Annotated in this window: 13 protein-coding genes and 1 pseudogene; 6 read left to right on the top strand and 8 right to left on the bottom strand. The window is 44.8% G+C overall.

The window, feature by feature from the left end:
• Nucleotides 1-128: 128 nt before the first annotated feature.
• Together AACQ79_RS14260 and AACQ79_RS14255 are read left to right on the top strand one after the other, a co-directional pair.
• A pseudogene (locus AACQ79_RS14260) lies at nucleotides 129-311 on the top strand (phosphatase); the annotation flags it as partial.
• A gap of 98 nt (nucleotides 312-409) precedes the next feature.
• Nucleotides 410-796 carry a cytochrome b562 gene (locus AACQ79_RS14255; protein WP_013868020.1) on the top strand — a complete coding sequence of 129 codons (387 nt, stop codon included), beginning with the start codon at nucleotides 410-412 and terminating at the stop codon, nucleotides 794-796.
• 46 nt (nucleotides 797-842) lie between these two features.
• Here AACQ79_RS14255 and AACQ79_RS14250 read toward each other — a convergent pair whose 3' ends face one another.
• The 4 genes from AACQ79_RS14250 to uhpT all read right to left on the bottom strand — a co-directional run bounded on the left by AACQ79_RS14250 (nucleotide 843) and on the right by uhpT (nucleotide 5,927).
• Nucleotides 843-2,177, bottom strand: a complete 1,335-nt coding sequence (locus AACQ79_RS14250) for an MFS transporter (RefSeq protein ID WP_094132344.1) — start codon at nucleotides 2,175-2,177, stop codon at nucleotides 843-845.
• A gap of 19 nt (nucleotides 2,178-2,196) precedes the next feature.
• Nucleotides 2,197-3,732: a signal transduction histidine-protein kinase/phosphatase UhpB gene (uhpB, locus tag AACQ79_RS14245; RefSeq protein WP_094132345.1), complete on the bottom strand. Its 1,536-nt coding sequence runs from the start codon at nucleotides 3,730-3,732 to the stop codon at nucleotides 2,197-2,199.
• Nucleotides 3,732-4,337 carry a transcriptional regulator UhpA gene (gene uhpA, locus AACQ79_RS14240; protein WP_026028260.1) on the bottom strand — a complete coding sequence of 202 codons (606 nt, stop codon included), beginning with the start codon at nucleotides 4,335-4,337 and terminating at the stop codon, nucleotides 3,732-3,734. Before uhpA ends, uhpB begins: the two co-directional genes overlap by 1 nt.
• Before the next feature lie 195 nt (nucleotides 4,338-4,532).
• Nucleotides 4,533-5,927 (bottom strand): hexose-6-phosphate:phosphate antiporter, encoded by a 1,395-nt coding sequence (gene uhpT, locus AACQ79_RS14235; protein ID WP_013868016.1) that lies wholly within the window; start codon nucleotides 5,925-5,927, stop codon nucleotides 4,533-4,535.
• 344 nt (nucleotides 5,928-6,271) lie between these two features.
• Between uhpT and AACQ79_RS14230 the strand changes: the two genes are divergently transcribed.
• Complete coding sequence (locus AACQ79_RS14230) at nucleotides 6,272-6,637, top strand: hypothetical protein (RefSeq protein WP_026028259.1); 366 nt, start codon at nucleotides 6,272-6,274, stop codon at nucleotides 6,635-6,637.
• A gap of 22 nt (nucleotides 6,638-6,659) precedes the next feature.
• Here AACQ79_RS14230 and gloA2 read toward each other — a convergent pair whose 3' ends face one another.
• Both gloA2 and AACQ79_RS14220 read right to left on the bottom strand, forming a co-directional pair.
• A complete protein-coding gene (gene gloA2, locus AACQ79_RS14225) occupies nucleotides 6,660-7,043 on the bottom strand; it encodes an SMU1112c/YaeR family gloxylase I-like metalloprotein (RefSeq protein ID WP_094149357.1) in 384 nt (127 codons plus the stop codon).
• 9 nt (nucleotides 7,044-7,052) lie between these two features.
• Nucleotides 7,053-7,976, bottom strand: a complete 924-nt coding sequence (locus AACQ79_RS14220; RefSeq protein WP_094149356.1) for a LysR family transcriptional regulator — start codon at nucleotides 7,974-7,976, stop codon at nucleotides 7,053-7,055.
• Between the two features lie 174 nt (nucleotides 7,977-8,150).
• Here AACQ79_RS14220 and AACQ79_RS14215 point away from each other — a divergent pair, with 174 nt between their 5' ends.
• Nucleotides 8,151-9,347 carry a glycine C-acetyltransferase gene (locus AACQ79_RS14215; RefSeq protein WP_170899280.1) on the top strand — a complete coding sequence of 399 codons (1,197 nt, stop codon included), beginning with the start codon at nucleotides 8,151-8,153 and terminating at the stop codon, nucleotides 9,345-9,347.
• A complete protein-coding gene (gene tdh, locus AACQ79_RS14210; RefSeq protein ID WP_088733474.1) occupies nucleotides 9,344-10,375 on the top strand; it encodes an L-threonine 3-dehydrogenase in 1,032 nt (343 codons plus the stop codon). The genes AACQ79_RS14215 and tdh overlap by 4 nt, the downstream gene beginning before the upstream one ends.
• 166 nt (nucleotides 10,376-10,541) lie before the next feature.
• Here the strand turns inward: tdh and AACQ79_RS14205 are convergent, their stop codons facing one another.
• Nucleotides 10,542-10,901, bottom strand: a complete 360-nt coding sequence (locus tag AACQ79_RS14205; protein WP_013868010.1) for a diacylglycerol kinase — start codon at nucleotides 10,899-10,901, stop codon at nucleotides 10,542-10,544.
• Nucleotides 10,902-11,251: 350 nt separating this feature from the next.
• Nucleotides 11,252-11,761, bottom strand: coding sequence for a cytochrome b/b6 domain-containing protein (locus tag AACQ79_RS14200; RefSeq protein ID WP_017048335.1), 510 nt, complete (start codon nucleotides 11,759-11,761; stop codon nucleotides 11,252-11,254).
• Between the two features lie 273 nt (nucleotides 11,762-12,034).
• On the opposite strand from AACQ79_RS14200, the gene AACQ79_RS14195 reads away from it, so the two are divergent.
• Complete coding sequence (locus AACQ79_RS14195; protein WP_170899279.1) at nucleotides 12,035-13,990, top strand: LTA synthase family protein; 1,956 nt, start codon at nucleotides 12,035-12,037, stop codon at nucleotides 13,988-13,990.
• Nucleotides 13,991-14,028 lie beyond the last annotated feature (38 nt).

The following is a 14,028-nucleotide window of genomic DNA, read 5'->3' as shown; positions in this document are numbered from 1 at the left end:
AAACTGATACTATCTAAACTCAATTTTTAGGAAAAATAGCGAAAGATAGCTGTTTTTCTGGAAAAGGCTATCACGCCTTATCATTTAAACCTTTCCAGATTTATTTCAGAAACCACCTGTGTTGGTAGTTTGTTACCACTGGCAGCGATGCCCATTTTTGTCAAGATATCGGCCAACTTCAACTGGCCAGTGAACTGCTTGAGAACGTTGGTATTGCTGCTGAGAAAGTGATTACGCACAGTGTCGAGCAGTTTCTGGCCTTTTTAGCACTGCGCGGGCGAAAAGCGATCGCAGAATATCAAACACTATAAGCCGTAAAGAGGTCATAAAAAATGACAAAAATTTGTCCCTCTTTTATCTTGAGATCCATTAAACTTGGCACTTCTTGCCAGAATAAAAAGAAATAATTATGAAAAAAATAATGATACTAACAGCTTGCGCATTATTTGCGGCTAGCGTGTCGGCGGCTAATGTTGACTTAAAACAGAACATGAAACAAATGAAGCTTGAATTTAAACAAGCGGCAGAAGCGACCAGCGTTGAAACAATGCAAGCACCCATTGAGAGATTAAGTCAGTTGGTTGAAGAGTCAAAACGGGGAAATTATCCACCGGAGAAGCAAGATCTCTATTTAGAAGGGTTTAATAAGCTTTCCGTGGCATTAGACAAAATCGAAGTGGATCTTGAGCAAGGAAATTTAGAACAAGCTCAACAAACGCTGCGGACGGTAGACGAACTGCGTGTTGAATACCACGAGCAGCGTAACCCAAGTATCTGGAAGCGCTTATTTGGTTAATTAGCTTTGTGGCCCCCTCACGATAACGTTGGATTGGATATAACGTTCAATGGTTCGTGGGGTGGTCACTGCCTGAAAACTGAGCTTGTAAGAAAGGCAGCAGTAGTAAGCCGATCACAGCGGCGCAAACAGAAATGGTGACAAAAAAACCTCGCCATTCGAATTGCTCGACAATAATGGCTAACGGGTAACCGGCGAGCGCTGCGCCCATATACGCAAATAACCCCACAAACCCAGTTGCTGCGCCAGCCGAATCTTTGTGAGAACACTCCGCGGCGGCCATACCAATTAACATTTGTGGGCCAAAGACAAAAAAGCCAATCGTAAAAAAGCCAGCGGCTTGGAATACAAACCCCGTTAACGGCATCAGCCACAGCGCTGCCACCGAAAGAAAAATGCCCATTGAAAAAATCAGGTTCATTGGCCCACGGTTGCCGCCAAACAGTTTGTCTGAACCCCAGCCTGCGACTAACGATCCAATAAACCCACCGACTTCAAACAGCGAAAGCGCGCCATTAGCCGTGATCAAATCATAGCCTTGTTGCTCGGTAAGGTAGATATTTCCCCAATCATTGATGGCAGTACGCACTATGTAGACCAGTACATAGCTCAAGGCGAGTAACCAAATGTACTTATTTCCTAACACATATGTGTGCAAGATCTGTTTAGTGCTAAGGCCGAGGCCTTCATTTTCTTGCGCCAGTTCAAGGGCGTCATTACGCCATTGACCAACGCTGGGTAAACCTTGGGTCATTGGTTTATCACGCAATCGCCAACATAAGAAAACCCCACCAATAACGGCTAAACAGCCCGGCACAATAAAACCTTCGCGCCAACTAAAATGGAAAGTGAGAAAGCCAACCAGTAATGGGATCAACGCGCCCCCCACGTTATGAGCGGTATTCCATAACGCCCACCAAAAACCACGTTCAGAGCGCGAATACCAAGTTGTCAGGAGTTTAGAGCAAGAAGGCCATCCCCAACCTTGGAACCAAGCATTGAGCACCCAGAGTAAGATGAACATACTGATTGAGCTTGAAAAGCCAAACAGAATATTGATAAAACCCGTTGCCATTAACCCTAGGCCCATAAAATAGCGCGGGTTGGAGCGGTCCGACAAAATCCCGGACAGAAATTTTGAGATACCATAGGTGATGTAAAACAACGTGCCCATGATGCCAATATCACTCTTATCTAAACCGAGGTCAGCAATCATCGCGGGCATGGCGTAATTCAAACTTTTACGCGTGAAGTAGAAAAGCGCATAACCGACATACATCGCCATCATGATGTGAAAGCGCCAATAACGGTACTGCTGGTTAACCTCTTGCGCTGATGCAAGAAGCGGTTTCGGTGGTTGAGAGCGTAGAAAATTTATCATAGTGCTTTATATTCCACGATTATAAGTGGGGCAGTGTGACGGTAAGCTGAGTGCCATTCTTGCTTATATCGTGGTTGGCTGTTGTAGACTGACAGTGGCTAATAATCTGAAAGTGGCCACCCAATGCCTCGACTCGCTCACGCATCCCCCGTAAACCAAAGCCGTTCAGCTGCGCTTGTGCTTTGAAACCGATGCCATCATCGTGAATGCGCAGTGTGACATCACTTGCTAACGAAAACTCAATCACAATGTGGCTAGCTTCTGCGTATTTCAAGGCATTATTGAGCGCCTCTTGGCACAATCGATAAAGGGTCACCTTGGTGGCGTCACTTAACTTTTGCAGTTGAGCGGTTGAATTCCCCGTCCAAACCACTTGAGTTTGAATGCCGTGCGTCTCAAATTCAAGGTCACGCAGCAGTTGATCCAGTGCTTCGACTAGGCCTAAATCATCTAAGGTTTTAGGGCGTAAACGGGTTAGCAAACTTTTAGTTGTGTCATAAACATTTAAAGAGAGAGACTCAATGGTTTTAGCACAATGGCTGGTGACGGGCTGAGATTCGACGCGTTGAATAATGCTGGCTTGAGTACGGATAGCGGTAATGTTTTGACCGATCTCATCGTGCAGCTCGCGAGCAATATCACGCCGAACAGATTCTTCAGCTTTGACTAATTGGCGGGACAAATTTTGGTTACGATCAAGCTGTTGGCGCAGCTTGGTGTTGAGATCTCTTTGTCGCTGCACACCCATTCCCAGCAAAATGCCGGTTAAACTTTGTGCTGAAAGAGAGAGCAGGAGATCAGTGATTTCCATATTAGAGACACCACTACGAGCCGCGATCAATGCAATGCTATTGAGCAGCGTACCGAGCAATGCACCTTGCCAGCCGTAGCGAAAAGCGAGCAAAATGATCGGGATGGCTAAACAAAATGGCGCAAAACGCCGAAGTTCATCAGGTAAACCAATTTGCAGCGCAATGCTTAAAATAAATAGTAAAGAGTAGAGTAAGACGTGACGCGTGCGAAATTCGATATGACGAGAGACTAAGTTCGCCGTCAGTGGAACCCAAGTGCTTTGGAAAAGATAATTCCATATCAAATAGCAGCTTGGCACAATCATTAAGCCAGCTGTGATGCTGACTAACATCACCATTGACGCGGTATGGCCGTGGTAGGTGGTGGCCAGCGTATTAATGATAGCGCTGGCGAGGATCAACCCGCCCATCACAATAAAGCGACGCCACTGACTTCCGTGGTAGTAGCGTTGGGCGAGCAGGTTTAAGGGCAGCGTTGCGATACTGGCGGCGAGTACTGTCAGCCATTGAGGTTGTTCCATTAGCATGGCGAGCGCAATCGTCAGCCACCATTCTGCACCATAAATCGCGGGCCAGTAACGTTGTGGACTGTGCAGCGCAGTGCCTAAACGCAGAGCAAAAGGAAAGAAGAAGATCGCCAGTTCCGGATCGTTGACAAAATAGTAGGCGATAACCCACAAGCAAAACCAACTGCAAGAGAGCAGAAACCAAGCGCAGAGTGACGTAATAAAATAGCGTGGCATTAGAATGAGTCAGAAAAATATTTCGCTAAGGCCACGTTATTGCTCACACCTAACTTATCCATTGCATTGGCGCGATGGACATGAATGGTTTTGTGGCTAAGTCCAAGCTCATTGGCGACCGCTTTCACATCCAGCCCGGCAGCCAGCATTTCACTGATTTGCCGTTCACGTTTGGTCAACTGTGCCAATAGCTTTGCCTCGCGCTTGGGGGAGGTGAGTTTAAGCGCAATATCGGGTGTTAAGTAGCAACCACCGTGGGCGCTGGTTCGTACGGCTTGGATAAGTTCATCTGGGCTACATCGTTTGCTTAAGTAGCCTCTTGCTCCAGCCTCCAAGGCTTTTTCGACCATGGCCGCGGAATCGTGAACGCTCAGCATAATGCACGCTATCCCAGAGGGTAGATCTTGAAGCAGCGACAGCCCGCTTTCATCAGGCATTGAAATATCAAGAATACAGACGTTTGCCCCCGTGCCGGGAAGCCCTGCGCGCGCTTCGGCTGCCGAGCTAAATTGGCCGACCACTTGGATATCGTCTTCAAGGTTCATGAGTTGGGCAAAGCCTGAACGTACCACGATATGGTCATCCACTAGTGCTACTTTGATCATCACAATCCCCGCTGTTTATATTGCCTGAGTAAAAAGGGAGCTTAAACTAACGCCACAGAGACAATTAAACAAGCAATATATCCCTTTGCTATGGATGCCATTGTAGAGGAGTCTAGCGCGTCAAAAAGGAAGGGGTGGCACAATAAAACGCGACACACTCATAAAAGAGAATATCGCGTTTGATTTTGCTGGGAGCTAAGCGGCAGCTGCGGCCAGCTTTAGCCTTTTCTCATGGCGGATCTTACGCTCTTCTGCGATAGCGACAAAAATCAGCAGCACGATACAGATCATCGCTGAAGTGTCGAGCGCAGCAAAGGTGCCCTTCCAGCCGGTGAGGCCAAAAATCGGTGTACCGTCGGCGATCATACCTAGGCCAAGTTTGGCAAAACTATCACCAATTAAGTAAGCAAAGGTGCCTTTAACGCCATCGGCGACACTGATCGCTTTTTTCGGCACAAAGCCAACCGCAGCAACACCAATCAGTAATTGTGGGCCAAAAACAAGGAAACCTAGCACAAAAAGTGACGCGAGATACATAAACTCGCTGGTGGCGTGCTGATAGAATTCGAGCGCAACAATGATGAGTCCCAGAGAGACACAGGCGACCAAAGCTCGGCGGCCATTAGCAAGATCGGACAGATAACCCCACATTAAAGTGCCGACTAATGCGCCCACTTCAAAGAGAGTGAAGCCTGAAATGGCCGCTTCTTTTGACAAACCAAGTTCTTGATAGGCATACACAGTAGACCACTGGTCGATGCCGATACGCACGATGTAGAGGAAGATGTTGGCAAAGCAGAGTAACCAAATCACTTTGTTTTTCAAAATGTATTCAACAAAGATCTCACGTTTGGTCATTTGGTTTTCTTCCGCGGCAATATCTTCCTCGCTGACCGCTTCATCAAACAACTCTTCGACCGTACCTAAACCGTATGCTTCAGGAGAGTCACTACCGTAACGCAAACCAATGAAACCCACCACTAATGCGATGATTGATGGGAACACAAACATGCCCACAACATGACCATTAAAGAGATAGTTTGCACCAAACAGTGCTACGCCTGCCGCACCTGCGCCGCCGACATTGTGCGACATATTCCATAAACCCAAGTAGGTGCCGCGTTTATTTTTGGGCGTCCATTTGGTGATAGTGGAGTAGCTTGATGGCCCACCAGTACTTTGGAAAAAACCGCTTAGCGCATAAAAAGCAACCATTAGGAAAATGCTGACGCTTGAACCGCCCATGCTCATGCTAAATCCAAGCATTGCAATACCAGAAAGGATCAGCATAAAAGGTAGGAACTGTTTCGTGTTCTTGCCATCGGCGTAGTAAGAGACCACTGTCTTACCAATCCCGTAAGTGATGGAGAAACCAAGACCAATCAGCCCTAGCTGTGTCATCGACAAGCCGTAGGTTGAAATCATATCGTTTTGTGCAACGTTGAAGTTTTTGCGCACTAAATACATCGCCATGTAGCCAATAAACACCACAAGGTATGATTGTAAAAATGGTTTGAACCACATTTTACGGCGTTCTGCTGCGGGGAGATCGAGGGTCGGTAGCCGAACCTGTTGCAAAAGTTTTAGCATGTGAAATCCTTAGAAAATCACGTCAAAGAAATCTCTGCTGTCAGTCAATTCACACCAGAGTCGAATGGCTAGCAACCGTCTGGCTGCATCATAGAGTGATTGTAAAAATCGGCTTGGCGATTGACTTGAGGGCATGGCCTAACTGAGTTAAGAATATTTCCTAGTTTGGGTGGATTGATAGACAAAGCGTGAATGGAGTCACATTGATATGCATCTTGAAACGTCGTCTTTAAGCTAACGATTTGTAGCGAACTTGAGGGTATTTGTTAAGTTTTTAGCGCTGCCGCACTGTTATTTTTATCATTGCGTTATAGAGTGTCGACAAGAAAAAATTGAGTGTTGCTATGATTCGCCTAAACCGTTTTAACAGAATAATGTTGCTCACCAGCGCGCTCAGTTGGGTGTTGGTGTCGCTTATGCCTGTAATAAACGCGCATGGCAATACGGCGGGGGTTTGGGCCACACTGTGCACCATTAATGGTTTTGAGCTGGTTCAAATTGAAGAGGGAAAAGTACAGACACAGCATACGAAACCCTGTCCCTTTGCTCATTTCTCCACCTTTCATCAAGATTCACTTCCAACGACACCTTTACTGACACGACTGAACTTGTTTGTTTCAGACAGCTACACTTTTTTGGCTCTAAGTGTACGATTTGAAAAACAAGTTCCTCGTGCGCCACCATTATTTAATCTGTTGTACTGGCGTTAGAAAATAGCCTTGATTCCTTCCACTATTCAGAATAAAGCTCTAACGGTAAACCATCTGGGTCGGCGAAAAATGTGTATTCGCGACCAGTGAACTCATCAACGCGGATGAGCTCGACGATGACGCCTTTTTCCTCTAAATACGCTTTGACTTCACTGACACTGTCCACCACAAACGCTAAATGTCGTAGCCCTTGAGCTTCAGGGAAGCTTGGTCTTGGTGGTGTATTTGGAAATGAGAACAGCTCAATTTGTCCGCCATCGGGCAGAGCAAGATCCAGCTTGTATGAATCGCGAGCGGCGCGGTAATTTTCAGCAATAACAGGCAGCCCTAAGATCTGAGTATAAAACGCTTTGGAACGTGCGTAGTCTGAACAAATAATTGCCGCGTGGTGGATTCGTTTTAGCATGATTAACCTTTATTTATTGAGTTTGCTGACCAAATGTTCAGTGACGTAATCAATGAACACCCGCAGCCTTGCTGGCATGTACTTGGTTTGTGGATATTGCATGGCAATTGATCCGTAGTAATTACTTTTGATCGTCCAATCGGCTAATAGCCGGACGACGCTGCCTTCAACGAGCGCTTGCTGAATGACAAAATCATGGAAGATGCCGATACCTAAGCCATTTTTCACGCCGTTCAAACGCATTTGTGAGTGGTTTACTGCATAGCGGCCTGAGACTGCCACTGTATGGAACTCATCTTCTTTATGAAAATCCCAGAGATGGTCACGCTCGGTTTCGGCAAGATACAAGCAGTCGTGATCCGTTAATTCGATAGGGTGGGTGGGCGTGCCTCTGGCCGCTATATATTCTGGGCTGGCGCACAACACTAAGTGGGTTTTGCCAATTTCACGCAGTACCAAGTTTTCATCTGGCTTATCAGTCAGTTTAAACGCCACATCAATATTGTGTTTGAATAAATCGATCGCACCATCTGCAGCTCTCAGCTTAAGTTGAATTTCAGGGTATTGAGTTAGAAAAGGAAGCACAAGGGGTTGCAGAACTGAGTTCAAAAATGCTTCAGGTGCCGCAACAGTGAGTGCGCCTGCAGGTTCGGTGTGGTCAGAGGTGGAAAGCTCAACCGCTTGCTGCGCAGCGTTGACCATCAACAGACTTTGATCATAAACGCGCTTTCCTGCCTGAGTGATTAAGAGTTGGCGCGTGGTTCGCTCAAATAACTTCACTGATAGCGCTTGTTCTAAACGGGTAATCAATTTACTTAATGCCGAAGGTGTTACCCCTAGCTTTTGAGCGGCTGCCGTAAAGCTACCTTCATTGACGACGAGAATGAAAGCCGCTAAATCAGGCAGCAGGGCGATAAGACGATGCGTGATCATAATTGTATTTGTGCCTGAAGTTCACGAATGGTTTTCCATGTCATGGGATAATAGTCGTAAATGGGATCAACTAAAATACCATTAAGCGATTTTACAGTGTAAATGAAGGATCTATTTTCGTTTAGGCTGCCCTACACCATAGTTATTGCGCTATATAAAAATAAGGACGTAGCAATGTCTTCTGCATTTTATCAACAGATCCAAAACCAGCTTGAGGAAATCAAAGCGGAAGGTCTGTATAAATCTGAACGTGTGATCATTTCGCAACAACAAGCGGCGGTCGAGATTTCTACTGGTGAAGAAGTGTTGAACTTCTGTGCCAACAACTACCTTGGTTTGGCCAATCACCCTGCGCTGGTTGAAGCGGCGAAGCAAGGCATGGACAGTCACGGCTTTGGTATGGCTTCGGTACGTTTCATCTGTGGTACGCAAGATATCCATAAGCAACTGGAACAGAAGCTCTCTCAATTCTTAGGTAAAGAAGATACGATTCTTTACACCTCATGTTTTGATGCAAACACCGGTTTATTTGAAACTATTTTAGATAAAGAAGACGCGATTATCTCTGACGCGTTGAACCATGCCTCAATCATTGATGGTGTGCGTTTATGTAAAGCAATGCGTTTTCGTTACTCCAACAACAACATGGAAGAGTTAGAACAGCAGTTGATCGCAGCCGATGCGGCGGGTGCTCGTAATAAGCTCATCGTAACGGATGGCGTATTCTCAATGGATGGCGTGGTAGCTAATTTACCCGCAATTTGCGACTTAGCCGATCGATATAACGCGCTCGTCATGGTGGATGATTCACACGCGGTTGGATTTATGGGTGCAAATGGCCGTGGCACGCATGAATACCATGATGTGATTGACCGTATTGATATCATCACCGGTACCCTTGGTAAAGCCATGGGTGGTGCTTCAGGTGGCTACACTTCCGGTAAAAAAGAGGTGATTGATTGGCTTCGTCAACGTTCACGTCCTTATTTATTCTCTAATTCGGTTGCGCCAGCGATTGTTGCAGCATCGATTCGCGTGCTGGATTTACTGGCAGAAAGCGCCGCGCTTCGCGACCAACTTTGGGATAACGCTGCGCATTTCCGTACTCGAATGGAAGGCGCGGGGTTCACTATGGGTGGTGCGGATCACGCCATCATCCCAATTATGCTCGGCGATGCTATCGTTGCAGCAGAGTTTGCAGAACGAGCATTAGCTAAGGGCATTTATGTTGTTGGTTTCTCGTTCCCTGTTGTGCCCAAAGGCCAAGCTCGTATTCGTACACAAATGTCAGCCGCGCATAGCCGCGAGCAACTCGACCACGCCATTTATGCGTTTATTGCTGTTGGCCAAGAAATGGGGCTCATTAAATGAAAATTAAAGCATTATCCAAACTCAAACCAGAGCAAGGCATTTGGATGACCGAAGTACCAATGCCTGAACTTGGTCACAACGATCTGCTGATTAAAATTAAGAAAACCGCAATTTGTGGCACCGATGTTCACATCTATAACTGGGATGAGTGGTCACAAAAAACCATCCCAGTGCCAATGGTGGTTGGCCATGAATACGTGGGTGAAGTGGTTGGCATTGGTCAAGAAGTTCGCGGTTTTGAATTAGGTGATCGCGTGTCTGGCGAAGGTCATATTACTTGCGGCCATTGTCGAAATTGCCGCGGTGGTCGTACTCACTTATGTCGTAATACTGTGGGTGTTGGTGTGAACCGCACGGGTGCATTTTCTGAATACTTAGTTATCCCTGCGTTTAATGCTTTCAAGATCCCAGATGGTATTTCCGATGATCTAGCCTCGATTTTTGACCCATTTGGTAACGCGGTACATACCGCATTGTCATTTGATTTAGTCGGCGAAGATGTGCTGATCACTGGTGCTGGTCCAATCGGTATCATGGCGGCCGCAGTGGCGAAACACGTTGGTGCGCGCCATGTGGTGATCACCGACGTGAACGAATATCGTCTTGAACTTGCGCGCAAAATGGGCGTGACACGCGCCGTGAATGTTGCGGAACAAAAGTTAGAAGAGGTCATGAGTGAACTTGGCATGACGGAAGGTTTTGACGTCGGCCTTGAAATGTCAGGCGTACCAAGTGCCTTTAGTTCTATGCTGAAAACCATGAATCACGGTGGTCGTATTGCTTTATTAGGTATCCCACCTTCAGATATGGCGATCGATTGGAACCAAGTGATCTTCAAAGGTTTGGTGATCAAAGGTATCTATGGCCGTGAAATGTTCGAAACTTGGTATAAAATGGCGAGCCTGATCCAATCTGGCCTCGATTTAACGCCTATCATCACTCACCATTACAAAATTGATGACTTCCAAACTGGCTTCGATGCTATGCGCAGCGGTCTTTCTGGTAAAGTTATCCTTGATTGGGAATAATCGAATATTGAAGTTGAAGCGCTCCGGTTGGGGCGCTTTTTTTGAACAGCATTTACTCTGCGACTACAGAATAAACAAGCAAGTTAACGGCGGTGGCAAAACATAGCGCTAGGAGAAAACTAATACCGACGTAAGAAAACGAATAATTTTCAAACGATCGCTTCATTTAGCGTACCAAAATAAAAATCCATGTAAATGCAGCAAAAAGTAGTGCAATCAAAACCGCAGCTGATCCTATATCCTTCGCACGGCCACTGAGCTCATGCCACTCACTACCTACGCGATCAACTACAGCTTCCACGGCTGAATTCATAAGCTCAACGATGACAATCAGTACTAAGCTACCGATCATCATTAGCTGTTCTAATTCATTGACCGGCAAGAAAAAAGTGATCGCAATTAGAATGATAGAAGCGACGATTTCTTGCCTAAAGGCGGCTTCATTTTTCCATGCAGCCTGAAGGCCTTTCATTGAATAACCTGTAGCGTAAAATAAACGACTTATTCCTGTACGGCCTGGTTTCATAAAGTGAGTAACCTAATAGTTAATAATGAGATAATAAAAATGTCGATAGCTTGAGTTGACTCTCATCTTATTAAAAAGTGCTATCGGATGTAGCATACTGTATCTATCTATTATTTTTCTATATGAAAATTCATTGCCATGTCACTTTTTTGAAATAATACAAAGTTGATGTTATCTCTATTAACAAAAATCGCCATAGTAATGATTAAAATTTAGACGGCCTCTTCAGTCATGAATACTAATTAAAAGTTAAATAGAGCATTAAATACGGATCTTTTTGTAAATACACCCCTGTTACTTAGTCGATTAAACCTGATGAACCTAAGCACTCAGGTTCAATGAACATATTTCTATTTTTTATGTAACAGCATATTTTTTAAATAATTGTGGTCAGTCCAGTGGCTCATTATCACAATGGCGGCTATATGGCTTATCGTTGCCAGCATCGTCAGATTTGCGAGCGCTCCATGCAATTCGCTGAGCCAGTCATTTGCCGATAACATGTCCAGTTGTGTTGCCCAGCCGCTAAGTCCTGTTAGGAGGAGGCCAGACCACAAAATCCAGACCATCACAGCTCCAGCTGGGTTGTGCCCTTCATGGTGATCTTCTTTTGTTTCTATTACTTGCTTTATGTGAATAAACGCATTGTGTATTGAAGGCTTAAAGGCAGACAAGCGAGCAGGGGAATGGACAATAAGACCCCAAATGAGACGAAGGCATATCGTGATCATCAGTAGATAGCCAATCCATTGGTGTGTTTTACTACCTTCTTCTGTTATGAGGTAGTTGGTTAAGAAAGATCCCGCCACAATCCAATGTGTCAAGCGAACAAATAGATCCCATTTGTAAGTTTTAGGCATTTTAGCGTTCCTCTATTTTGTTTATATTATCAAGATTGAAATGGATTTCTGTCGTTTAATTAATCTAAATAAATCCCGCCATTCTTAATTATGTCAGTGTTCGATAAAGGAATTTGCCATATTAATCTTAAGAAAAACTTAAGACATTTAACGCATGAAGATAAAATAGGCGATAGTTTTTCGTTTTACAAAATGAAATGGAACTTATTTCTTTTATCAATGCCTTAACGTATTATCTAATCATTCATTTAATCTTAATAGTTGTTGAAATTTATGCTCAATAAAATCAAACCCTACTTAGGGCCTCTCTATCCGATTGCTGCCGTATTCGTGGTGGGGCTAGTTATCTTTTTTGTCTCTCGTTTAGGACTGGCTATCTGGCATTTTGAACGGGTGAGTGATGCTGGTGGATGGCTGACCATTTTCTTAAGTGGTCTGCGAGTTGATATTGTTTCTCTTTGTTATTTACTCATTTTACCAGCGTTGTTATCTAGCCTACTGTCTGGCGATCATGCTGTCGGTCGGGTCTGGCATTGGTTTTTACGTGTGTGGATTACTGGCGGTTTGTGGTTGATTGTTTACATGGAAGCAGCAACACCGCCATTTATTATTGAGTATGATCTGCGACCTAATCGAATTTTTATCGAATATCTCATTTATCCCAAAGAAGTTTTCAGTATGCTTTGGAGTGGCTATAAATTTGAACTTTTCCTTGGTGCCGTAGTTTCCACGTTCACACTTTTTGTCGGCTGGAAATGGAGCAAGCAGCTTGTTTCGAACTTAAGCTTTCCTAAATGGTATTGGCGTCCGCTGATTGCTATTTTTGTTGTGGCTATTGGTATTTTGGGGGCGCGTTCTTCACTGGGACACCGTCCATTAAATCCGGCGATGGTGGCTTTTTCTAGTGACCCTTTGGTGAATGATTTAACGTTAAACTCCTCATTTTCAGCAATTTTTGCTGCCAAACAGATGAAATCTGAAGCGAGTGCTTTCGAGTTTTACCCGAAAATGGATAAGCAGGAGATCGTCCAAGAAATTCGTGCATCCATGAATGTCGACAATAAAGACTTTGTCTCTGCACAACAACCTAGCATGGCAATGCACCAAGCGACCTATCAAGGCCAGCCTAAAAATATCGTAATCCTATTGCTTGAAAGTCACGGTGCACGTTATGTTAGCCGCCTTGGTGGTATCGATGCGTCACCCAATATCGATAAACTGATTGATGAGGGGTGGGCATTCACCCGTTTGTACGCAACGGGAACGCGTTCTGTTCGTGGTATTGAAGCGGTGACCACAGGGTTTTCTCCGACTCCTGCACGTTCAGTGGTCAAATTAGGTAAAAGCCAAACGAATTTCTTTTCAATTGCGGATTTATTAAAGTCTCGAAATTACCACACACAATTTATTTACGGTGGTGAAAGCCACTTTGACAATATGAAGAGTTTCTTCTTGGGTAACGGTTTTGTCGATATGCAAGATTTCCCAACTTTTGATTCGCCTAAATATGTTGGTTCATGGGGCGCGTCAGATGAAGATCTCTACAATAAGGCAGATCAGCAATTTACGAAGATGAGTCGTGAAGGTAAACCGTTCTTTAGCTTAGTTTTTAGCTCATCGAACCACAGCCCATTTGAATACCCTGATAACGTGATTGAACCGTATAATGAGCCAAAGCAAACGGTGGAAAATGCGGTGAAATATGCAGACTATGCGCTTGGACAGTTTATTGAAAAAGCGAAAAAGTCACCATATTGGAATAACACGGTGTTTGTTGCTGTGGCAGATCATGATGCTAGAACACAGGGTAATCAGCCTGTACCAGTCGATTACTTTCGAATTCCAGCGGTGATTTTTGGTGGCGGCATTGAACACCGCATTGACGATCGTCTAGTTAGTCAAATTGACCTTGCACCCACACTGCTTTCTTTGGCCGGTATCAGTAGCCAAAACCCAATGATTGGGTTCGATTTAACTCATGATGTTCCTGCTGAGAAGCAGCGAGTAATGATGCAACGAGATAAAAATTATGGCTATATGACAGCAGACAACCAACTGGTTGTTATTCGGCCTGAGCAAGGTATTTCTACTTATCAATATGATTTTAAATCAGATACCCTGACAGAAAAAGAGTTGGATCCAGAAGTGGTTAAACGTGCTCATGCCAATGCTATGTGGGGAAGCTTAGCGTTTAAAGAAAACTACTACACCGCATCTGATTCATATTGATTATATTTTTATCCACCTACAGCGTTATGCGATAAATC

Origin of the sequence: Vibrio sp. 3-2(1), assembly GCF_963887575.1 — a bacterium.
Taxonomy (GTDB): Bacteria; Pseudomonadota; Gammaproteobacteria; order Enterobacterales; family Vibrionaceae; genus Vibrio; species Vibrio anguillarum.
Note: the sequence above shows the minus strand (reverse complement) of the source record. Positions and strands in the feature narration are given on the sequence as shown.

Excerpts from the sequence above, each read along its gene's own strand:
- AACQ79_RS14205 (WP_013868010.1), bottom strand. The coding sequence starts at position 10,901 with ATGAAACCAGGCCGTACAGGAATAAGTCGTTTATTTTACGCTACAGGT.
- AACQ79_RS14230 (WP_026028259.1), top strand. The coding sequence starts at position 6,272 with ATGATTCGCCTAAACCGTTTTAACAGAATAATGTTGCTCACCAGCGCG.
- tdh (WP_088733474.1), top strand. The coding sequence starts at position 9,344 with ATGAAAATTAAAGCATTATCCAAACTCAAACCAGAGCAAGGCATTTGG.
- gloA2 (WP_094149357.1), bottom strand. The coding sequence starts at position 7,043 with ATGCTAAAACGAATCCACCACGCGGCAATTATTTGTTCAGACTACGCA.
- AACQ79_RS14200 (WP_017048335.1), bottom strand. The coding sequence starts at position 11,761 with ATGCCTAAAACTTACAAATGGGATCTATTTGTTCGCTTGACACATTGG.
- uhpT (WP_013868016.1), bottom strand. The coding sequence starts at position 5,927 with ATGCTAAAACTTTTGCAACAGGTTCGGCTACCGACCCTCGATCTCCCC.
- uhpA (WP_026028260.1), bottom strand. The coding sequence starts at position 4,337 with ATGATCAAAGTAGCACTAGTGGATGACCATATCGTGGTACGTTCAGGC.
- AACQ79_RS14220 (WP_094149356.1), bottom strand. The coding sequence starts at position 7,976 with ATGATCACGCATCGTCTTATCGCCCTGCTGCCTGATTTAGCGGCTTTC.
- AACQ79_RS14250 (WP_094132344.1), bottom strand. The coding sequence starts at position 2,177 with ATGATAAATTTTCTACGCTCTCAACCACCGAAACCGCTTCTTGCATCA.
- uhpB (WP_094132345.1), bottom strand. The coding sequence starts at position 3,732 with ATGCCACGCTATTTTATTACGTCACTCTGCGCTTGGTTTCTGCTCTCT.
- AACQ79_RS14215 (WP_170899280.1), top strand. The coding sequence starts at position 8,151 with ATGTCTTCTGCATTTTATCAACAGATCCAAAACCAGCTTGAGGAAATC.
- AACQ79_RS14255 (WP_013868020.1), top strand. The coding sequence starts at position 410 with ATGAAAAAAATAATGATACTAACAGCTTGCGCATTATTTGCGGCTAGC.
- AACQ79_RS14195 (WP_170899279.1), top strand. The coding sequence starts at position 12,035 with ATGCTCAATAAAATCAAACCCTACTTAGGGCCTCTCTATCCGATTGCT.